Source organism: Sphingomicrobium nitratireducens, from assembly GCF_026157035.1.
Classification (GTDB): domain Bacteria; phylum Pseudomonadota; class Alphaproteobacteria; order Sphingomonadales; family Sphingomonadaceae; genus Sphingomicrobium; species Sphingomicrobium nitratireducens.
Map to the genome: position 1 here is coordinate 1,227,361 of NZ_JANJZA010000001.1, position 17,924 is coordinate 1,245,284.

The window sequence follows — 17,924 nt, forward strand, 5'->3', positions numbered from 1 at the left end:
ATGGCCGCCTTCAAGACCCTCGACGACCTGCCTCAGGACCTTCGCGGCAAGCGCGTGCTCGTGCGCGCCGACCTCAACGTGCCGATGGCCGACGGCGACGTCACCGACGACACGCGTCTTCGCGCGGTGTTGCCGACCATCACCGAGCTCGCCGACAAGGGAGCGATCGTGCTGCTCCTGTCGCATTTCCGGCGTCCCGAGGGTCGCAAGCGCCCAGACATGTCGACTGCGCTCCTCGTCAGCCCGCTTCACGAGCTGACCGGGCGCAGCGTCAAGTTCATCGAGGACTGCCAGGGCGAGGAGGCGGCGCGCGCCATCTCGATCATGCTGCCGGGCAATATCGGCATTCTCGAGAATACCCGTTTTCACGAAGGTGAGACGCAGAACGATCCCGCGCTCGCTGCCGGCATGGCGGCGCTCGGCGACTTTTACGTCAACGACGCCTTCTCCGCAGCGCACCGCGCGCACGCCTCGACGGTCGGGATCACCGAGCACCTGCCGAGCTTCGCGGGCCGCGCGATGGAGGCGGAACTGAAGGCGCTCGAAGCCGCACTCGGCAATCCCGAGCATCCGGTCGCGGCGGTCGTGGGCGGTGCGAAAGTGTCGACCAAGCTGACGGTGTTGACCAATCTCGTCGACAAGGTCGACCACCTCGTCATCGGCGGGGGCATGGCCAACACCTTCCTCGCCGCGCGCGGGGTCGATGTCGGCAAGTCGCTGTGCGAGAAGGACCTGCTCGGCGATGCCGAGGCGATCTTCGAGGCCGCCGACCGCGCCGACTGCACAATCCATCTGCCCTATGACGTGGTGGTGGCGAAGGAATTCGAAGCAAACCCGGACAGCCTGCGGACCTGCAACGTGCACGAGGTCGCGGACGACGAGATGATCCTCGACATCGGGCCGGCCGCAGTCGAGGCGCTCGGCGATGCGATCAAAAATTGCCGCACATTGGTGTGGAACGGGCCATTAGGCGCGTTCGAGACCGAACCGTTCGATGCCGCCACGGTGGCTCTGGCGAAGATTGCCGCGGCGTTGACGCAGGGTGGCTCACTGACCTCGGTAGCGGGCGGCGGCGACACGGTCGCAGCGCTGGCCCATGCCGGAGTGACGGACGACTTCAGCTTCGTCTCGACCGCTGGCGGCGCGTTCCTCGAATGGATGGAAGGCAAGCGATTGCCGGGCGTCGCAGCGCTCGAGGAATAATCGTGGCCGACATATCCTCGAAGATCGAGACGCTCGAGCATCAGCTCATGCGCGGGTGGATCCAGGGCGACACGCGCGTCATCCGCAAGCTGACGCGGCGCGACATGATGCTGATCGTGGGCGCGCAGAAGAGCCTGCTGCTCGACCGGCCCAGCTGGATCGAGGCGGCGCGCACGCGCTGGACGGTCTCGGCCTATCGCTTCCGCGACGTGTTCGTGCGCAAGCATGGCTACACCGCCTGGTTCGCGGCCGCTGCCGATCTCGAGATGAAGCTCGACGGGGGGGACTGGTCAGGGACCTTCTGGATCACCGACTGCTGGCGATTGTCCAACCTCACCTACAAGTGGAACCTCGCCGAGCGCAGCGTCTCGCGGATCGATACGGACGAGGACATCCCAGGCGCGATCCGCCAACTCCAACTCTGGCGCTAGGCGACCGTCAGGCCGTCGCGGTCTTCGGGTCGACTTCCTCGCCTTCGGTCGGCTGTTCGATTTTGCGTTCGCGCTGAAGCGCCTTGGCGACGAGCGAGGAGAGGGCGGCCCACAGGGCGCCAACTCCCCACCCGGCCATCACGTCGGTCGGCCAATGGACGCCGAGATAGACGCGGCTTGAACCGACGAGGAGCGTGAGGCCGAGCGCGGCGCTCATCAGGTAGATGCGCACGCCCGTATGGGTGCGGGTGCGCGCGACAAGCGCGGCCAGCGTGAGATAGACGAGCGCGCTGTTCATCGCATGGCCGCTCGGGAAACTGGCGCTGTCGACGGGAACGAGATGCGGCACGAGGTCGGGGCGCGCGCGCACGAACAGGTCCTTCATGATCTTGGTCGCGATCCCGCCGAGCGCGACCGACGAGGCGACGAACAGGGCGGCGCGGTGTCGCCCGATCGCGACCAGGTATCCGACGGCAAAAATGGTGACGAGGGTGAGTACGGTAACCCCGCCGAGCGCGGTCACGTCGATCATCGCGCTGGTCACCCAGTGCGGGAAGATCGGCTCGGCGAGGTTGGCGCTGTCACGAAGGCCGGTGATGATCGCCTTGTCGAAGGCGAAACTGTCGCCCTCGGCGATCTCGCTCGCAAGTCTGAAAAGCCCGAACAGGATGGCTGCGCCAGCGAGAAAGGCCAACAGAACCCAGGTGTCCGGACGATGGCGACCCTTGAGGCTTTCGGTGCAAAGGTCGAGCAGTTTCACGCGCGTTCCAACCCCGGCGCGAAGCGACGGTTCCTAGTCGCGGCGATATTCCGGATTGGGCCAGCCCGGCTTGCAGCCGTCATCCCACTCGCTTCTGACGTTGCCGATCGCGGGAAGGCCCCCCGCGTCTTTGAGCAACTTCGCGAGGTGCAGGCAATTGAAGACCATGAAAGTGGTGTTGCGCTGGGTGAAGACGTTGTCGAAGCCGACGCGGGTGCCGTCGTCCTTCTTGTCGCCATAAGAGGGGCCCGGGCCGGCCTCGCCGATCCAGCCGCAATCGGCCTGGGGCGGAATCGTGTAGCCGACGTGGCTCATCGAATAGAGCACGCCCATGGCGACATGCTTGATGCCGTCCTCGTTGCCGGTGACGACGCAGCCGCCGACTTTGCCGTAGAAGCGGTACTGGCCCTTTTCGTTGGTCTCGCCCGAATGGGCATAGAGCTTCTCGATGAAGGCTTGTGCGAGCGAGGATTTTTCGCCCAGCCAGATGGGCGTGCCGAGAATGCAGATGTCGGCACCGAGCACGCGCGGCGCAAGGTCGGGCCATGCATCGGCAGCCCAGCCATGCTCGGTCATGTCGGGATAGACGCCGGGCGCAAGCGGGTGGTCGGACAGGCGGATACGGTCGACTTCGACCTGCTGCGACTTGAAGATTTCTTCGACTACATCGAGCAGTGTGTCGGTGTGGCTGGGCTCGGACGGGTGCTTGAGGCTGGCGTTGACGAGGACCGCGCTGAGCCCCGCGAACATTCCCTCTTCAGCGGCTTCGCAGATGATCTTCTGCTGGTCGGATGGCATGTGCTCGTCTCCCTCGAACGCAACACGAACCAAGAAGCGCGAATGTTCCGGCTGGCCTGTTGCGCGTCGGCGTCGGCGCGGCTAATCGGCGCGGGACAATTCGGACAAGCCAGCGGGAGCGAGAACGGCATGAACAAGGACCAGATGACGGCGCAGATCAGGGGCGGGAACGGCTTCATCGCCGCGCTAGATCAGTCGGGCGGTTCGACCCCCAAGGCGCTCGGGGCCTACGGCTTGACCGAGGACGCCTGGGGCAGCGAGGAGGAGATGTTCGCGCTGATCCACGCGATGCGCAGCCGCGTCATTACGTCGCCCAGCTTCTCGACCGGAAAGATCCTGGGCGCGATCCTGTTCGAGCGCACGATGGACGGCGAGATCGACGGCATGGCCGTGCCCGACAAGCTCAAGGAGCTTGGCATCGTTCCCTTCATCAAGGTCGACGAGGGGCTCGCCGAGGAAGAAAATGGCGTCCAGATGATGAAACCGCTGATCAAGCTCGATGCGCTGCTCGAGAAGTCGGTCGCCAAGGGCATGTTCGGGACCAAGATGCGTTCGGTTATCAACCATGCCGACGAGGATGGCATCCGCGCGGTCGTCGACCAGCAGATGGAAGTGGCGAACCGTATCCTCGATGCGGGGCTGGTGCCGATCGTCGAACCCGAAGTGAACATCAAGTCGGAGAGCCGCGGCGAAGCCGACATGCTGCTCCTTCAGGAACTGATGCGCGCGCTCGCCGGCCAGCAGAGCGGTCGCGAGATCATGCTCAAGCTCTCGCTGCCCAAGCAGGCCGACCTGTTCGCGCCGCTGGTCGCACACGACAAGGTGATGCGCGTGGTGGCGCTGTCGGGGGGCTATAGCCGCGCCGACGCGGTCTCCGAACTGGCGCGAAACCGCGGGATGATCGCGAGCTTCAGCCGCGCGCTGCTCGAGGACTTGAGGGCCGACATGGACGATGCGCAGTTCGACGGCGCGCTCGGCGGTGCGATCGACGAGATCTACGAGGCGTCGGTCGCCTGATCGGGGACGAGGCGCAGGCGGAACCGGTAGTCGCCGAGCGCGATGGTGCCGACCGAGCGTTTTTCGGGCGCGGCGGACACGAATTCGAGTCGCCCGCCCGGAACCTTGTCGCTTCCCCCGAGCTCGAGCGTGCGGAACAGCACGTCGCGGCCTGCTTGGATGCGGAACGTGACCGCAAGGCGGCCCGCCCAGATGCACACCACGTCGATCGGGCAGCGACTGTCCTCGACCACGCCGATCGGGGTGAACTCGACCGTCTCGAGCGTCGCCGTCTCGCCCAGCGTCACCGCAGGCGACAGGGCCGTCGGCACGGCCATCGAGATCATCGTCAGCATCCCCATTTTTTTCAGCTTCGCTTCCCGCTAATGAGCGCCAGATGAACGAACCCTTCGACAATTCCGTTTTTCCGCCGCCCGCGCGCGAGCACCCGTGCGAACTCTATCTGATCAGCCCGCTCGAGGTGGACGGAGATTTTCCCGACCGCTTGCGCGCGGCGCTGTCGGGCGGGCCGGTCGCGGCGTTCCAGTTTCGCGTGAAGGGCAGGGACCAGCACGAGGCAGCACGGCTGGCCGCGCCCTTGCAGGCGATCTGCGCCGAATTCGATACCGCCTTCATCGTCAATGACGACCTGGCGCTTGCCAAGCGGCTCGATGCCGACGGGCTGCATCTCGGGCAGGGCGACGGCGACGTGAAGGAAGCGCGAGCGGTGCTCGGACCCTCGAAGATGATCGGGGTGACCTGCCACGACAGTCGCCACCTGGCGATGGAAGCCGGCGAGAAGGGGGCGGACTATGTTGCCTTCGGCGCCTTCTACGACAGCGGCACCAAGGACACCGGGCATCGGCCCGAACCGGGCATCCTGAGCTGGTGGGCAAGCCTGTTCGAGCTGCCGTGCGTGGCGATCGGCGGGATCACGCCCGACAATGCCGCGCCATTGATCGCGGCGGGCGCGGACTTCCTTGCCGTGTCGGGAGCGGTGTGGGGATCGGACGATCCTGCCTCGGTGGTGTCCAAGTTCGCCGCGCTGGCGGCAGAAGGCTGAACTTTTTCGGATAAATCGGCGGGCTTTCGCGTTGGGTGGGAAAACATGTTCCATCCGCGAAAGGATTTCATCGTGCCGCGTTTCCCAATCATTACCACCTTCGCCGCCGTCGTCGCGCTTGCCGCGGGCGGCGCTTTCATCGCCGACGACGCCGAGGCGCAGGCGACCCAGTCGAAGACGGAAAAGCCCGCCAAGGCCACGGCCAAGGGCAAGGAAAAGGCAGCGGGCGAGGCGACGACCAAGCCGGGCCGCACCTACGGGTCGACCGCGCTCGACGAGAAGGATTCGGACCAGCGCACCTTCGCGGACCTCGACAACGACGTGTTCCACGCGATGGTCCTGCTCGACCGCGCGCAATTTTCGCCGGGCGTGATCGACGGGCGCGAAGGCAAGAACTTCACCGCCGCGCTCAAGGGGTTCCAGGAAGCCCGCGGGCTCGAGGTGACGGGCGAACTCGATACTCCGACGAGAAAGGCGCTCAAGGTCGACAAGCGCAAGCCGACGCGGATGCTGCGGATCGACGAGACCGAGTTCGGCTCGCCCTTCGTGACGATCCCCGACGACGCCGAGAAACAGGCCGAACTCGACGCGATGGCCTACGAGAACCTGCTCGAGGAAGTTGCCGAGCGGTTTCACACCACGCGCGAGACGCTGATCGCGCTCAACGGCGACAAGGCGCGCAACGTCAGGATCGGGACCGTGCTGCAGCTGCCCAACGTGCTGCCGACCAGCCGCGACTATTCGGTGAAGAGCGAATATCGCGACATGTTCAACGCGCTCAACATCGAACCCGAACCCCGCAAGCGCGGCGTGAGGATCACGGTCGACAAGTCGGACGGGCAGATGCGCGTGTGGGACAAGGACGACAAACTGGTCGCGACCTTCCCCGTTACCACGGGCTCGGAGCACGACCCGCTGCCACTGGGCGACTGGAAGGTGACGACCTTCGCCTTCCTGCCGCCGTTCCACTACCAGCCCGACCTGTTCTGGGACGTCGACAGTTCGAAGAAGGACACAATGCTCCCGCCGGGTCCCAACGGACCGGTCGGGGTCGCCTGGCTCGACCTCACCAAGGAGCATTACGGCATTCACGGCACGCCCGAGCCGCAGACGATCGGCTATACCGAGAGCCACGGTTGCCTGCGCATGACCAACTGGGACGTGCTGACCCTGTCGCGGATCCTCGATCCGGGCTTCAAGGCCAAGTTCGTCGCCTAGGGTGAGGACGCTCGGCACCATCCTCGTCACCGCGGTGCTGGTCAGCGCCTTCTGGCTGACCGCCTTCATGAGCGGGATGATCTCGGTCGCAAAGGGCGGGGGCAACGAGCAACGGGCCGAGCGACCGATCCACGATGACGAACCCCAGCGCCGCGCGGCGCGCGAGGTCGCGCTCGATCCGGACGCCGATCCCGTCACGCTCGCCGAGGCGATCGAGGTGGGGCCGTCGGGGATGGCAGTGCCGGTTGCAGGGATTGCGCCCGACGAATTGGTCGACACCTTTACGCAGGCCCGCGCGGGTGGGGCCAGGCGTCATGACGCCATCGACATCATGGCCGATACGGGCACGCCCGTGGTCGCCTCCGCGCCGGGCACGGTCGAGAAGATCTATTTCTCGCGAGGCGGCGGCGGGAAGACGGTTTACGTCCGCTCGAAGGACAAACGCTGGATCTATTATTACGCCCATCTCGACGTTTATGCGCCGGGGCTGAAGGAAGGTCAGGCCGTGGGCCTCGGCGACGCGCTCGGCACGGTCGGCTCGACCGGCAACGCCTCGCCAGACGGGCCGCACCTCCATTTCGCGATCCACCGCATGGAGCCCGAGGAAAGCTGGTGGGAAGGCCGCCCGATCAATCCCTATCCATTGCTTGCCGGACGGCGCGCGAACGGCTAGGGGCACGCGCTTGAAGGAACGGCGCGCCGTTCCCGGCTCTTTTCAACCGTAAGCAGCATATAGGCGATCATCATGAAGATCAGCGGCGTCGACATTCGTCCCGGCAACATCATCGAATATGAAGGCGGCATCTGGCGTGCCGTAAAGATCCAGCACACCCAGCCCGGCAAGGGCGGGGCCTATATGCAGGTCGAACTGAAGAACCTCATCGACGGTCGCAAGAACAATGTCCGTTTCCGCTCGGCGGAGACGGTCGAGCGCGTGCGTCTCGATACCAAGGAATTCCAGTTCCTGTTCGCCGACGGCGATGACCTGACCTTCATGGACAAGGAAAGCTTCGAGCAGATCACGCTCCCCGCCGACATGCTCGGCGACCAGGTCGCGTTCCTGACCGACGGCATGGACGTGATGCTCGAAATGTATGACGAGCGTCCGATCAGCGTCGAGCTGCCGCAATTCTCCGAGCACGAGATCGTCGAGGCCGATGCGGTCGTGAAGGGCCAGACGGCGTCGTCGAGCTACAAGCCGGCCGTCCTCGATAATGGCGTGCGCATCATGGTGCCGCCGCACATCACCACCGGCACGCGCGTGATCGTCGACACCGGCGAGTGCACCTACGTCAAGCGCGCCGACTGATGGTGGAGGTCGTCACGGGCGTCGCAGATTATCGCGCGAGCGAGGCCTGGGACGGCAAGCCGATCGCGACGATCGGCAATGCCCGCACGATGGTGCTGTGGGCCGATCGTCCGTTTCATTGGCACGAAAACAGCACCGATGAATTGTTCGTGGTGCTGAACGGGCGCGTCGACATGCAGTATCGCGACGCGACCGGTGAACACCGGGTGTGGATGGAGACGGGTGACATGATGGTCATCCGGCAGGGCGAATCCCACGTCGCGCACCCGGAAGGGGAGGTGCGGCTGCTGATCGTCGCGCACCCGGCAGACAAGGAAGACTAGATGGTTTCGCATTCCGGCCTCATCACCGTCATGCAGCGCGCCGTGCACAAGGCCGCGCCGCGCCTGCGCCGCGACTTCGGCGAGGTCGAGCAGCTGCAGGTGTCCAAGAAGGGCCCCGCCGACTTCGTCTCGATGGCCGACAAACGCGCCGAGAAGACGATCGTCGAGGAATTGCAGCATGCGCGCCCCGACTGGGGCCTGCTCCTCGAAGAAGGCGGCGAGATCAAGGGCAATCCCGACAAGCCGCGCTGGATCGTCGATCCGCTCGACGGGACCTCGAACTTCCTCCACGGCCTGCCGCACTTCGCCATCTCGATCGCGGTCGAGGACAAGAAGCCCAACGGCGATCCCGAGATCACCCACGCGATGATCTACCAGCCGCTCACCGACGAGAGCTTCTGGGCCGAGAAGGGCCGCGGCGCATGGCTGCACGACCGCCGCCTGCGCGTTTCCTCGCGTCGATATCTCGACGAGAGCCTGATCGGCACCGGCATCCCGCACATGGGGCGCGGCAAGCCGACCGAGTGGACCAAGCTCTACAATGCGATCGCCCCCGAAGTCTCGGGCATCCGCCGCATGGGGGCCGCGAGCCTCGACCTTGCCTATGTCGCGGCCGGGCGCATCGACGGCTTCTGGGAAGACGACCTCGACTGGTGGGATGTCGCAGCGGGCCTGCTGCTCATCAGGGAAGCCGGCGGCTTCGTGACCGATTATCGCGGCCAGGACCGAATGATGAAGCGGCGCGAATATCTCGCCGCAAACGGCGAACTCCACACCAAGCTGCACAAGCTGGTCGCGGGCGCGCTGCGCTAGAGCGGCGCGGAAAGGCAATTTCGAGCAACTGGGCGGTTGCGGGCCTCGTCTTGCTGTCCTAAAGCCGCGCCAGTTTCGATCCTCCCCGGGAGACCCCCTTTGGCCGACGTCGCCGCAGGATATCTGCCGATCCTTATTTTCCTCGCCATCGCGCTGGCGTTGTCGACCGCGTTCGTCGGCTTGCCGATGATCGTTGCGCGGCTGACCGGCGCCCACAAGCCCGATGCCGAGAAGCTTTCCGAATATGAATGCGGCTTTCCCGCGTTCGAGGACAGCCGCGACCAGTTCGACGTGCGCTTCTACCTCGTCGCCATTCTGTTCATCATCTTCGACCTCGAGGCCGCCTTCCTCTTCCCGTGGGCGGTCAGCGTGCTCGGCCTCGGCTGGACCGCGTGGGTCGCGATGATGCTGTTCCTCGTCGAGCTGACGCTCGGCCTCGTCTACGCCTGGCAGAAGGGGGCGCTGGAATGGGAGTGATCCTCGACCCCAAGGCCAATCCCTATCCGACCGAGGAGGAGCTGGCGCGCGCCGCGGGTCTCGTCCCGGGCGGGCCGGACATGAAGCAGTTCGAGGCGATGCGCCAGGAACTGGACGAGAAGGGTTTCCTCGTCACTACGACCGAGGACCTGTTCAAGTGGGCGCGCACCGGCTCGCTGTGGTGGATGACCTTCGGGCTCGCCTGCTGCGCGGTCGAGATGATTCACGTCAACATGCCGCGCTACGACCTCGAACGCTTCGGTGTCGCACCGCGCGCGTCCCCGCGCCAGAGCGACGTGATGATCGTCGCGGGCACGCTGTGCAACAAGATGGCCCCCGCGCTGCGCAAGGTCTACGACCAGATGAGCGAGCCGCGCTACGTCATCTCGATGGGCAGCTGCGCCAATGGCGGCGGCTATTATCACTATAGCTACAGCGTCGTTCGCGGCTGCGACCGCATCGTGCCGGTCGACATCTACGTGCCGGGCTGCCCGCCGACCGCGGAAGCCTTGCTCTACGGCATCATGCAGCTGCAGCGGAAGATCCGCCGCGAGGGGACGATCGAGCGATGAGCAGCGCTGCCCCCAGGATCGCGGAGCGCGATGGCTTTGCCGCGCAGTACGCCAAGGCGATCGGCAAGGCGCTGGTCGACACCAAGGACCATGTCGGCGAACTGACCTTCACCGTCACGCGCGACGGGCTGGTCGCGGCGGCCAAGGCGCTGCGCGACGAGTTCGGCTACCAGCAGCTGATGGAGATTGCGGGCGCGGACTATCCGGAGCGCGCAGAGCGGTTCGAGGTCAATTACCATTTCCTTTCGGTCACGCATAACCACCGCGTGCGCCTCAAGGTGAAGACCGACGAAGAGACGCCGGTGCCATCGCTGACGGGGCTGTGGCCCGTCGCCAACTGGCTCGAGCGCGAGGTGTTCGACCTCTACGGGGTCAACTTCTCGAACCATCCCGACCTTCGCCGCATCCTCACCGATTACGGCTTCGAGGGCCATCCGCTGCGCAAGGACTTCCCCATGACGGGCCATGTCGAGCTGCGCTATTCTGAGGCCGAGAAGCGCGTCGTCTACGAGCCGGTCAAGCTGGCGCAGGACTTCCGCAGCTTCGACTTCCTGATGCCGTGGGAAGGGCCCGAATATCGCCTGCCGGGCGACGAGAAGGCCGAAGGTCAGGCGCCCGGCGCGCCGACGCCCGCCAAGGCGCCGACGAGCGAGAAGGTGGCTGCCAAGGCGCCGCCGCCCGTCCCCAAGACGACCGACGAGAAGTCGGACACCGGGGCCGGCGAGCCGACCAACAAGAAGGCCGAGAAGCAGGCGCGCAAGCCGGCTGCCAGGAAGGCCGACAATGCAGGCGGCGAGACCACCGCCAAGGACGCACCCGAGACGGGAGACACTGAATGACGACCAAGGTCGAAATCCAGACCTTCCCGGATGAGCGCGCGATGGACTTCGACGCGGCGCGCAAGGTCGATCACGAGATCGTCCTCGACCAGCCCAACACGGCGGGCGACGAGACCATCTCGAACTACACGATCAACTTCGGTCCGCAGCACCCGGCTGCGCACGGCGTGTTGCGGCTGATCATGGAGCTGGACGGCGAGATCGTCGAGCGCGTCGACCCGCATGTCGGCCTGCTCCATCGCGGCACCGAGAAGCTGATCGAGTACAAGACCTACGCGCAGGCGCTGCCTTACTTCGACCGGCTCGATTACTGCTCGCCTATGTGCATGGAGCACAGCTACGTGCTCGCGGTCGAGAAGCTGCTGGGCCTCGAGGTGCCGCTGCGCGCGCAATATATCCGCGTGCTGATGGCGGAGCTGACCCGCATCTCCAATCACATGCTGAACCTTGGCAGCCACGTCATGGACGTGGGCGCGATGACGCCCAACCTGTGGCTGTTCGAGGTGCGCGAAGACACGATGCAGCTCTATGAAGCCGTGTCGGGCGCGCGCATGCACGCCAACTATTTCCGCGTCGGCGGCGTCCACCAGGACATCCCGGAAAAGGTGCTCGCGCAGATGAGCGAGTTTCTCGACAAGCGCATGCCGCTGTTCGAGGACGCGATGAGCCTCGTCGTCGACAACCGCATCTTCAAGCAGCGCAACGTCGATATCGGCGTGGTCAGCAAGGAAGATGCGCTGGCCTGGGGCTTCTCGGGTCCGATGATCCGCGCCGCGGGGATCCCGTGGGACCTCAGGAAGTCGCAGCCATACGAGGTTTACGACCGCATGGACTTCGACGTGCCAGTGGGGACCAAGGGCGACTGCTACGACCGCTTCATGGTCCGCGTCGAGGAAGTCCGCCAGTCGGCGCGCATCATGCGCCAGTGCCTCGCCGAAATGCCCAAGGGGCCGATCGGCAGCCTCGACCGCAAGGTCTTCCCGCCCAAGCGAGGCGAGATGAAGCAGTCGATGGAAGCGCTGATCCACCACTTCAAGCTCTACACCGAGGGCTATCACGTGCCCGCCGGCGAAGTCTATGTCGCGACCGAAAGCCCCAAGGGCGAATTCGGCGTCTATCTCGTCGCGGACGGCACCAACAAACCCTATCGCTGCAAGATCCGGCCGACCGCGTTCAGCCACCTGCAGGCAATGGATTTCATGATGAAGGGCCACATGCTGGCCGATACGACCGCGGTGCTCAGCGCCATCGACGTCGTCTTTGGGGAGTGTGACCGCTAATGGCCTATCGTCACTTCGCCGCCGATACGCCCGAGCTGCGTAGCCAGTGGGGCGATTTTGCGTGGGACGCGACGTCCGCGCCCGAAGCCAAGCGCATCCTCGCCAAGTATCCCGAAGGGCGCCAGGCGTCGGCCTGCCTGCCGTTTCTCGACCTCGCCCAGCGGCAGGTCGGGCGGATGACCGAGACGCAGGGCTGGCTGCCGATCCCGGTGATCGAGTTCGTCGCGAACGCGCTCTCGATGCCGACGGTGCGCGTGATGGAAGTGGCCAGCTTCTATACCATGTACAACCTCGTGCCGGTCGGGAAATATCACGTCCAGGTATGCGGCACGACGCCGTGCATGCTGCGCGGGTCGGACGAGGTGCTGGCCGCGTGCAAGAAGCGCGGCATGGTCAAGGGCGCGACCACGCCCGACGGGCTGTTCACCCTGACCGAGGTCGAGTGCATGGGCGCGTGCGCCAACGCGCCGATGGTCCAGATCAACGACGACAATTACGAGGACCTCACCGAGAAGCGGATGAGCGAGATCCTCGACGCGCTGGCCGAGGACAAGGACGTCAAACCCGGCCCGCAGACCGGGCGACAGGCGAGCTGCCCCGAGGGCGGGCCGACCAGCCTCAAGAAAATGGCCGAGCGCAACTACGACTATCGGGGACAATGGTGATGAACGACGCGCAGAAGAAGAAGATCTCTGGGGCCGCGTTCATGGCGGCAGGTGCGACCTTCATGATCACGGGTAACACCGCGATCGGCATCTCGCTTCTCACGATCGGCATCGTCTTCATCGCGATCGCGTCGCGAAAGGCGGGCGAGTGATGCAGCAGCTCGTCAAGATCGTCATCGCGATCCTCGCCATCGTCATCGCGTTCAAGATCCTCAAGGGTCTTCTGGGCCTCGCGATCGGCGTGGCGCTGGCCGTGGCGCTCTATTTCGGCGCGACCAAGCTCCTGGAGAAGAAGTGATGGGTTCGACCACCCCGCTGGCCGACAAGGACCGCATCTTCACCAACGTCTATGGCTTCCAGGGCGCGGACCTGAAAAGCGCGCAGGCGCGCGGCGACTGGGACAAGACCGCCGACCTCATGAAGCTCGGCCAGGACACGATCATCGAGATGGTCAAGGATTCGGGGCTGCGCGGGCGCGGCGGTGCGGGCTTTCCGACCGGCATGAAGTGGGGCTTCATGCCCAAGGAGCCGACGCCGGGCCGTCCCAACTTCCTCGTCATCAATGCCGACGAATCCGAGCCCGGTTCGTGCAAGGATCGCGAGATCATCCGCCACGACCCGCATAAGCTGGTCGAGGGCGCACTCCTGGCCGGCTTCGCGATGCGCGCGCGTGCGGGCTATATCTACATTCGCGGCGAATTCATCCAGGAAGCGCGGGTTCTCGAGAACGCCGTCGCCGAAGCCTACGAGGCCGGCCTCTTGGGCAAGAACGCCGCCGGGTCGGGCTACGATTTCGACCTGTTCGTTCACCGCGGCGCGGGCGCCTATATCTGCGGCGAAGAGACCGCGATGCTCGAAAGCCTCGAGGGCAAGAAGGGTCAGCCGCGACTGAAGCCGCCTTTCCCGGCGGGCGCGGGCCTCTATGGCTGCCCGACCACCGTCAACAACGTGGAATCGATCGCGGTCGTCCCGACCATCCTTCGCCGGGGCGCGGAGTGGTTCAAGAGCTTCGGACGCGAGGGCAATGCCGGCACCAAGCTGTTCCAGATCTCGGGCCACGTGAACAAGCCATGCGTCGTCGAGGAAACGATGTCGATCTCGTTCCGTGAACTGATCGACCTCCATGCCGGCGGCATCAAGGGCGGATGGGATAACCTCCTCGCCGTGATCCCGGGCGGCTCGTCCGTCCCGTTGGTCCCGGCCGAGCAGATCATGGACGCGCCGATGGATTTCGACGGGCTCAAGGAACTGGGCTCGGGTCTTGGCACCGCCGCCGTCATCGTCATGGACAAGTCGACCGACATCGTCCGCGCGATCAGCCGCATCAGCTATTTCTACAAGCATGAAAGCTGCGGCCAGTGCACGCCCTGCCGCGAAGGCACGGGCTGGATGTGGCGCACGATGGAAAAGCTGCGCACCGGCGATGCCGACGCGGGCACGATCGACCGCCTGTTCGACGTCACCAAGCAGGTCGAGGGTCACACGATCTGCGCGCTGGGTGATGCGGCGGCGTGGCCGATCCAGGGCCTCATCCGCCATTTCCGCCCCGAACTCGAACGCCGCGTCGCCGAAGCGGGCGGGCAGCTCGAAGCGGCCGAGTAAGGCCCTCCCGCTCCCCCGAGTTTCCATTCGCGCGCAGTTGCGGTAATCTTTCCGCCATGCGCGCGATGGTCATTGCGGCGGTCGCGGTCGTAGGGCTCTGCGGAACGACACCCTCGCTGGCCCAGACGGCCGTGCAGCGCCAGGGACCGGTCTACGGGAAGGACCAGGCCGAGGCCGACCAGCCCAATTTTCTCGTCATCGTCAGGTTGCCCGAAAAGGCCGGCAATCGTTTCGAATTCGACGTCGAAGAAGACAGCGAGGCGCAGTTTGCGGCCTACGCGGCAGGCACGCAACTGGCGTCATGCCTGGTGGCATCCAGGTCCGACGAAGCCGAGCGCGCGCTATCCAATGCCCCGCTGTCAAGCAAGGAGCGCCGTTCGCTCGCACGCCTGACAGGAAAAGGCACGAGCTGTGCGGGAGTACTGCCCGGCGACCCGGCGATCGCTCGCGGCATGGTCGCAGAAGCGCTCTACCTTGAGAGACATTCCTCGCCGCCGCCTCTTCCCGCCATCGTCGAAGAGACATTGGTCGACCGTTTTGCGGCCGAGGAAGAAAAGCGCAACGAACACCGCCCGCTTGCCGAGGTGCGGCTGTCGGGGGCGAGCGACTGCCTGGTGGCGAGCGATCTGCAGACCGCCGACGCGCTCCTGCGGTCCCGGCCTGGCAGCGAAGAGGAAGTGGCGCTGATCGACGCTTTGTTCGTCAACGCGCCGCGCTGTGCGGGCGATCGGCGCCCTGCGTTCATCAGCCTCGCCTATTTGCGCGCCTACTTTGCCAGTGCGCTCCAGCGCGCTTCGGTCGCGCCAGCGACGGCGGGGCTTTTCCTTGCGCGCGAATAGGTTATTCTGGTTGTGTAACACAGGTTCGGCGCAGTCGGGCCTTGGGTAGGGAGGACAGTCGAGATGCGTAAGATTCTGGCGATGTGTTCGCTCGCGGCGATGGTCGCGACAAGCGGTGCCTATGCGCAGGGGATAACCGGCAAGGAAGGCCGGCAGGCCCGGCAGAAGGTCATGGATCAACGCGGCATTCGCGATTACGGCGAATTGAAGGGCAAGAACGTCACCTACGATCCGAGCAAGGACACGCCCGACACGCTGGGCGCGTACGACATGGCGCTCCACAATTCGGCCTGTATCGACCGCACGCTCGGCGACACGGTGAAGGAAGCGCTCGATACGCAGCCGGCGACCCGCAAGGAAGAATTCAAGTTCGATCGCCTGTTTTCCAAGGGCAAGGGCTGCGGCGGGCCGACCACGGTCGTGCTCACGCTCCAGCGCGGCATGCTTTCGGAAGCGGCCTATCTCAACGACTATCCCGAGCAGGTGCCGCTGCCGATGCACGTCGATTCGGGTGCGGTGAAGGCCTTCCGCGACAGCCAGCGCGAATGGAATGACGAGCGCTCGCCCGCGGACAAGATGCTCATCGATGCGGCCAACTGTCTCGTCATCTCGAACCCGGCGGTCGCCGACCTTCTGGCGCGGACCCAGCACGGGACCGGCGATGAAGAAAAGGTGATGGACGCGCTGTTCAACGCGGCCCCCGATTGCGCGGGCGCGCGGCCCACGGTGGTCAGCAAGACCTATTTGCGGGCGTTCATCATGGACGCGCTCTACCGCGCTTCGAACAGCGAGATTGGCAAGCCGGTCTTCATGCTGGGCGGCTAGTCGCCAGGGGCGGGGCCCGACGAGGAAGAAGGAGCACGCGCGAGAGCAGCGATGACCCTGCGCACGACCTTGCGATGCCTTGCAGCGTCGCTCCTTCTTGCCGGAGCGACGCTTCCCCTCCTCGCGCAGGACAATGTCGGTGAGAAGTACGACAAGCCCGGGACCGTCGCCCTGCGCGACATCCTGACCGAACGCGTCCAGAACCGCGCCTACGAGCTCAAGGGCGAGGAAGTCCGCTACCGTCCCGAAAGAGATACCGTCGACACGCTGGCCGCCTACGGGAGGGCGCTCGAGGTGTCGAAATGCCTCGTCGAGGCGAACCGGGTCGGCGTCGAGCAGGCCCTCGCGATGCGCCCGTTGTCGAGTCAGGAGCAGGAGCTCTTCGCGGCCCTCTTTACGGGCGGGGGAAATTGCGGCTCTCCGACGACGACGGTTCTCGCCCTCCAGCGCGGCATGTTGTCGGAAGCCGCCTACCTCGCGGCCCATCCCGACCAGGTGCCGCTTCCGCGCAACGTCGATTCTGCCGCGGTCGCGCGTTTCGTGGACGGCGAAGTCGACTGGAACGCACACCGCATCGAGGCCGATTCCGTGCTGATCGGGGCGAGCAACTGCCTCGTCATGACCAATCCGGCGATCGCCGACCTGCTCGCGAGGACCGTGCACGGGTCGGATGACGAGACGATCGTGATGGACGCGCTGTTCAACGCGGCGCCGCAATGCGCGGGGAGACGTCCCGACAGGGTCAGCACGACGTTCCTGCGGGCCTTCGTGATGGACGCTCTCTATCGGGCACATGTCAACGAGGAAGCCCGGCTCGTTTTCCTGATGGGCGGCTAGGCGCGCGTTCATCCACGCTTCAGAAACGCGAGCGCAACGACCGGCTTGGGATCGAGCTAGTTCGATCGAGTAATGGGGAATCATGTGAAGACCTTCAATCTCAAGCGTATCGCCAAGGCGATGATGATCCTGGTCGTGGCCAATTTTTCGGTCGGGACCGCACAGGCACAGTTTTCGAGCGGCTATTACGAGCGCGTGACGCGCATGCGCGAGATCCGCATGAAAATGGCGAACGGGTCGATCTTCGATACCGAAGTCGCCAAATCCTACGGGCCGTTTCTGCCCGATCGCGACAGCGAGAAGGCGTTCGCCCACTATCGCACCTATGTCGAGGCGGCGCGCTGCGTGTCGACCAAGCAGGCGGACGCGGTCGAAGCCGCGCTGTCGCATGAACCCAATTCCGCTGCCGGAAAGGCCGCATTCGAGGGGCTCAAGGACGAGGCGAGTGTGTGCGACGCGCAGGACGTTCTCAAGAGCGGGCTGCGCCGTGGGCTCCTGTCCGAGGGCGCGTATCTGGTCGCCTTTCCGGCCGCGCCCGCGCTTCCCTCGACGGTCACCGCCGATCGGCTCAAGGCGTTCCGTGCGAGCGAATTCGACCGCAATGCCGGTCGTACGGAGGGCGAGAAGGCACTGATCGATGTCGCCGACTGCCTGGTGCTCAGCGACCTCTCGCTGGCCGACCGCGTGGCGCGCTCGAACGCGGGCGACGAGGATGAAAAGGCGCTGCTCGACGCGATGTTCGTGGCGGCGCCCTATTGCGCCGGCGAGGAGCGGCCGACCGACCTCAGCCGCAGCGTGCTGCGCGCGTTTCTCTCGGAAGCGCTCTACCGCGCGAGCGTCAACGAGGCGACGCGCGACCTGTTCGCACCGGCCGGCTGACCCGGCCTCGCGCCCCGCATCGGGAGCGAACGGGACCGGCGGACCTTCGGGTCTGCCGGTTTCGCCGTTTTTTGGGGTGCAAAAGCCCGCTTCAAGGGTTGCGCTTCACGAGCGTCCCCGCCAAAGAGGCACCGCGCGTGGCGGGCCGATTGGCGCCCGCCGTTCGCGCGCGTGTCGACCGGGCGGATTTTCCCT

Annotated in this window: 24 protein-coding genes; 21 read left to right on the forward strand and 3 right to left on the reverse strand. The window is 65.4% G+C overall.

The annotated features are described in order from the left end of the window. Complete coding sequence (locus NNY25_RS06370) at positions 1 to 1,203, forward strand: phosphoglycerate kinase (RefSeq protein ID WP_265570511.1); 1,203 nt, start codon at positions 1 to 3, stop codon at positions 1,201 to 1,203. A 2-nt stretch (positions 1,204 to 1,205) separates the two neighbouring features. Further along, positions 1,206 to 1,634: a DUF4440 domain-containing protein gene (locus NNY25_RS06375; protein WP_265570512.1), complete on the forward strand. Its 429-nt coding sequence runs from the start codon at positions 1,206 to 1,208 to the stop codon at positions 1,632 to 1,634. Positions 1,635 to 1,641: 7 nt separating this feature from the next. Here the strand turns inward: NNY25_RS06375 and NNY25_RS06380 are convergent, their stop codons facing one another. Both NNY25_RS06380 and NNY25_RS06385 read right to left on the reverse strand, forming a co-directional pair. Next, positions 1,642 to 2,394 (reverse strand): phosphatase PAP2 family protein, encoded by a 753-nt coding sequence (locus NNY25_RS06380; protein ID WP_265570513.1) that lies wholly within the window; start codon positions 2,392 to 2,394, stop codon positions 1,642 to 1,644. A 33-nt stretch (positions 2,395 to 2,427) separates the two neighbouring features. Further along, positions 2,428 to 3,192 carry a flavodoxin family protein gene (locus NNY25_RS06385; RefSeq protein WP_265570514.1) on the reverse strand — a complete coding sequence of 255 codons (765 nt, stop codon included), beginning with the start codon at positions 3,190 to 3,192 and terminating at the stop codon, positions 2,428 to 2,430. A 129-nt stretch (positions 3,193 to 3,321) separates the two neighbouring features. Here NNY25_RS06385 and NNY25_RS06390 point away from each other — a divergent pair, with 129 nt between their 5' ends. Further along, the gene (locus NNY25_RS06390; protein WP_265570515.1) at positions 3,322 to 4,209 is read left to right on the forward strand and encodes a fructose bisphosphate aldolase; all 888 of its coding nucleotides are present in this window, start codon (positions 3,322 to 3,324) and stop codon (positions 4,207 to 4,209) included. On the opposite strand, the gene NNY25_RS06395 is transcribed toward NNY25_RS06390, so the two are convergent. Then, on the reverse strand, positions 4,188 to 4,544 hold the full coding sequence (locus tag NNY25_RS06395; RefSeq protein ID WP_265570516.1) for a hypothetical protein: 357 nt from the start codon (positions 4,542 to 4,544) through the stop codon (positions 4,188 to 4,190). The genes NNY25_RS06390 and NNY25_RS06395 overlap by 22 nt on opposite strands. A gap of 41 nt (positions 4,545 to 4,585) precedes the next feature. On the opposite strand from NNY25_RS06395, the gene thiE reads away from it, so the two are divergent. The 18 genes from thiE (at position 4,586) to NNY25_RS06485 (ending at position 17,729) form a co-directional block, all read left to right on the forward strand. After that, positions 4,586 to 5,251: a thiamine phosphate synthase gene (thiE, locus tag NNY25_RS06400; protein ID WP_265570517.1), complete on the forward strand. Its 666-nt coding sequence runs from the start codon at positions 4,586 to 4,588 to the stop codon at positions 5,249 to 5,251. A gap of 72 nt (positions 5,252 to 5,323) precedes the next feature. After that, complete coding sequence (locus NNY25_RS06405) at positions 5,324 to 6,469, forward strand: L,D-transpeptidase family protein (protein ID WP_265570518.1); 1,146 nt, start codon at positions 5,324 to 5,326, stop codon at positions 6,467 to 6,469. A 1-nt stretch (position 6,470) separates the two neighbouring features. Continuing rightward, positions 6,471 to 7,142: a M23 family metallopeptidase gene (locus NNY25_RS06410; protein WP_265570519.1), complete on the forward strand. Its 672-nt coding sequence runs from the start codon at positions 6,471 to 6,473 to the stop codon at positions 7,140 to 7,142. 72 nt (positions 7,143 to 7,214) lie between these two features. Further along, positions 7,215 to 7,778, forward strand: coding sequence for an elongation factor P (efp, locus tag NNY25_RS06415; protein WP_265570520.1), 564 nt, complete (start codon positions 7,215 to 7,217; stop codon positions 7,776 to 7,778). After that, complete coding sequence (locus tag NNY25_RS06420; protein ID WP_265570521.1) at positions 7,778 to 8,101, forward strand: cupin domain-containing protein; 324 nt, start codon at positions 7,778 to 7,780, stop codon at positions 8,099 to 8,101. The genes efp and NNY25_RS06420 overlap by 1 nt, the downstream gene beginning before the upstream one ends. Further along, positions 8,102 to 8,914: an inositol monophosphatase family protein gene (locus NNY25_RS06425; protein ID WP_265570522.1), complete on the forward strand. Its 813-nt coding sequence runs from the start codon at positions 8,102 to 8,104 to the stop codon at positions 8,912 to 8,914. A gap of 99 nt (positions 8,915 to 9,013) precedes the next feature. Continuing rightward, positions 9,014 to 9,391: an NADH-quinone oxidoreductase subunit A gene (gene ndhC / locus NNY25_RS06430; RefSeq protein ID WP_265570523.1), complete on the forward strand. Its 378-nt coding sequence runs from the start codon at positions 9,014 to 9,016 to the stop codon at positions 9,389 to 9,391. Continuing rightward, on the forward strand, positions 9,382 to 9,963 hold the full coding sequence (locus NNY25_RS06435; RefSeq protein ID WP_265570524.1) for a NuoB/complex I 20 kDa subunit family protein: 582 nt from the start codon (positions 9,382 to 9,384) through the stop codon (positions 9,961 to 9,963). The genes ndhC and NNY25_RS06435 overlap by 10 nt, the downstream gene beginning before the upstream one ends. Then, complete coding sequence (locus NNY25_RS06440; RefSeq protein WP_265570525.1) at positions 9,960 to 10,802, forward strand: NADH-quinone oxidoreductase subunit C; 843 nt, start codon at positions 9,960 to 9,962, stop codon at positions 10,800 to 10,802. The genes NNY25_RS06435 and NNY25_RS06440 overlap by 4 nt, the downstream gene beginning before the upstream one ends. 41 nt (positions 10,803 to 10,843) lie before the next feature. Beyond that, entirely contained in the window at positions 10,844 to 12,082 is a 1,239-nt protein-coding gene (locus NNY25_RS06445) for an NADH-quinone oxidoreductase subunit D (protein ID WP_265571497.1), read from the forward strand. Further along, complete coding sequence (locus NNY25_RS06450) at positions 12,082 to 12,747, forward strand: complex I 24 kDa subunit family protein (protein WP_265570526.1); 666 nt, start codon at positions 12,082 to 12,084, stop codon at positions 12,745 to 12,747. Before NNY25_RS06445 ends, NNY25_RS06450 begins: the two co-directional genes overlap by 1 nt. Further along, positions 12,747 to 12,899, forward strand: coding sequence for a hypothetical protein (locus NNY25_RS06455; RefSeq protein WP_265570527.1), 153 nt, complete (start codon positions 12,747 to 12,749; stop codon positions 12,897 to 12,899). The genes NNY25_RS06450 and NNY25_RS06455 overlap by 1 nt, the downstream gene beginning before the upstream one ends. After that, positions 12,899 to 13,045: a hypothetical protein gene (locus NNY25_RS06460; RefSeq protein WP_265570528.1), complete on the forward strand. Its 147-nt coding sequence runs from the start codon at positions 12,899 to 12,901 to the stop codon at positions 13,043 to 13,045. Before NNY25_RS06455 ends, NNY25_RS06460 begins: the two co-directional genes overlap by 1 nt. Then, positions 13,045 to 14,349 carry an NADH-quinone oxidoreductase subunit NuoF gene (gene nuoF, locus NNY25_RS06465; RefSeq protein WP_265570529.1) on the forward strand — a complete coding sequence of 435 codons (1,305 nt, stop codon included), beginning with the start codon at positions 13,045 to 13,047 and terminating at the stop codon, positions 14,347 to 14,349. The genes NNY25_RS06460 and nuoF overlap by 1 nt, the downstream gene beginning before the upstream one ends. Positions 14,350 to 14,405: 56 nt before the next feature. Further along, the gene (locus NNY25_RS06470; RefSeq protein ID WP_265570530.1) at positions 14,406 to 15,188 is read left to right on the forward strand and encodes a hypothetical protein; all 783 of its coding nucleotides are present in this window, start codon (positions 14,406 to 14,408) and stop codon (positions 15,186 to 15,188) included. 63 nt (positions 15,189 to 15,251) lie between these two features. Continuing rightward, a complete protein-coding gene (locus NNY25_RS06475) occupies positions 15,252 to 16,013 on the forward strand; it encodes a hypothetical protein (protein WP_265570531.1) in 762 nt (253 codons plus the stop codon). A 51-nt stretch (positions 16,014 to 16,064) separates the two neighbouring features. Beyond that, positions 16,065 to 16,850: a hypothetical protein gene (locus NNY25_RS06480; protein ID WP_265570532.1), complete on the forward strand. Its 786-nt coding sequence runs from the start codon at positions 16,065 to 16,067 to the stop codon at positions 16,848 to 16,850. An 84-nt stretch (positions 16,851 to 16,934) separates the two neighbouring features. Then, positions 16,935 to 17,729 carry a hypothetical protein gene (locus NNY25_RS06485; protein ID WP_265570533.1) on the forward strand — a complete coding sequence of 265 codons (795 nt, stop codon included), beginning with the start codon at positions 16,935 to 16,937 and terminating at the stop codon, positions 17,727 to 17,729. Positions 17,730 to 17,924: the final 195 nt, after the last annotated feature.

Excerpts from the sequence above, each read along its gene's own strand:
- NNY25_RS06435 (WP_265570524.1), top strand. The coding sequence starts at position 9,382 with ATGGGAGTGATCCTCGACCCCAAGGCCAATCCCTATCCGACCGAGGAG.
- nuoF (WP_265570529.1), top strand. The coding sequence starts at position 13,045 with ATGGGTTCGACCACCCCGCTGGCCGACAAGGACCGCATCTTCACCAAC.
- NNY25_RS06475 (WP_265570531.1), top strand. The coding sequence starts at position 15,252 with ATGCGTAAGATTCTGGCGATGTGTTCGCTCGCGGCGATGGTCGCGACA.
- thiE (WP_265570517.1), top strand. The coding sequence starts at position 4,586 with ATGAACGAACCCTTCGACAATTCCGTTTTTCCGCCGCCCGCGCGCGAG.
- NNY25_RS06445 (WP_265571497.1), top strand. The coding sequence starts at position 10,844 with ATGGACTTCGACGCGGCGCGCAAGGTCGATCACGAGATCGTCCTCGAC.
- NNY25_RS06450 (WP_265570526.1), top strand. The coding sequence starts at position 12,082 with ATGGCCTATCGTCACTTCGCCGCCGATACGCCCGAGCTGCGTAGCCAG.
- efp (WP_265570520.1), top strand. The coding sequence starts at position 7,215 with ATGAAGATCAGCGGCGTCGACATTCGTCCCGGCAACATCATCGAATAT.
- NNY25_RS06460 (WP_265570528.1), top strand. The coding sequence starts at position 12,899 with ATGCAGCAGCTCGTCAAGATCGTCATCGCGATCCTCGCCATCGTCATC.
- NNY25_RS06455 (WP_265570527.1), top strand. The coding sequence starts at position 12,747 with ATGAACGACGCGCAGAAGAAGAAGATCTCTGGGGCCGCGTTCATGGCG.
- NNY25_RS06395 (WP_265570516.1), bottom strand. The coding sequence starts at position 4,544 with ATGCTGACGATGATCTCGATGGCCGTGCCGACGGCCCTGTCGCCTGCG.
- NNY25_RS06470 (WP_265570530.1), top strand. The coding sequence starts at position 14,406 with ATGCGCGCGATGGTCATTGCGGCGGTCGCGGTCGTAGGGCTCTGCGGA.
- NNY25_RS06390 (WP_265570515.1), top strand. The coding sequence starts at position 3,322 with ATGAACAAGGACCAGATGACGGCGCAGATCAGGGGCGGGAACGGCTTC.
- NNY25_RS06480 (WP_265570532.1), top strand. The coding sequence starts at position 16,065 with ATGACCCTGCGCACGACCTTGCGATGCCTTGCAGCGTCGCTCCTTCTT.
- NNY25_RS06385 (WP_265570514.1), bottom strand. The coding sequence starts at position 3,192 with ATGCCATCCGACCAGCAGAAGATCATCTGCGAAGCCGCTGAAGAGGGA.
- NNY25_RS06370 (WP_265570511.1), top strand. The coding sequence starts at position 1 with ATGGCCGCCTTCAAGACCCTCGACGACCTGCCTCAGGACCTTCGCGGC.
- NNY25_RS06425 (WP_265570522.1), top strand. The coding sequence starts at position 8,102 with ATGGTTTCGCATTCCGGCCTCATCACCGTCATGCAGCGCGCCGTGCAC.
- NNY25_RS06440 (WP_265570525.1), top strand. The coding sequence starts at position 9,960 with ATGAGCAGCGCTGCCCCCAGGATCGCGGAGCGCGATGGCTTTGCCGCG.
- NNY25_RS06420 (WP_265570521.1), top strand. The coding sequence starts at position 7,778 with ATGGTGGAGGTCGTCACGGGCGTCGCAGATTATCGCGCGAGCGAGGCC.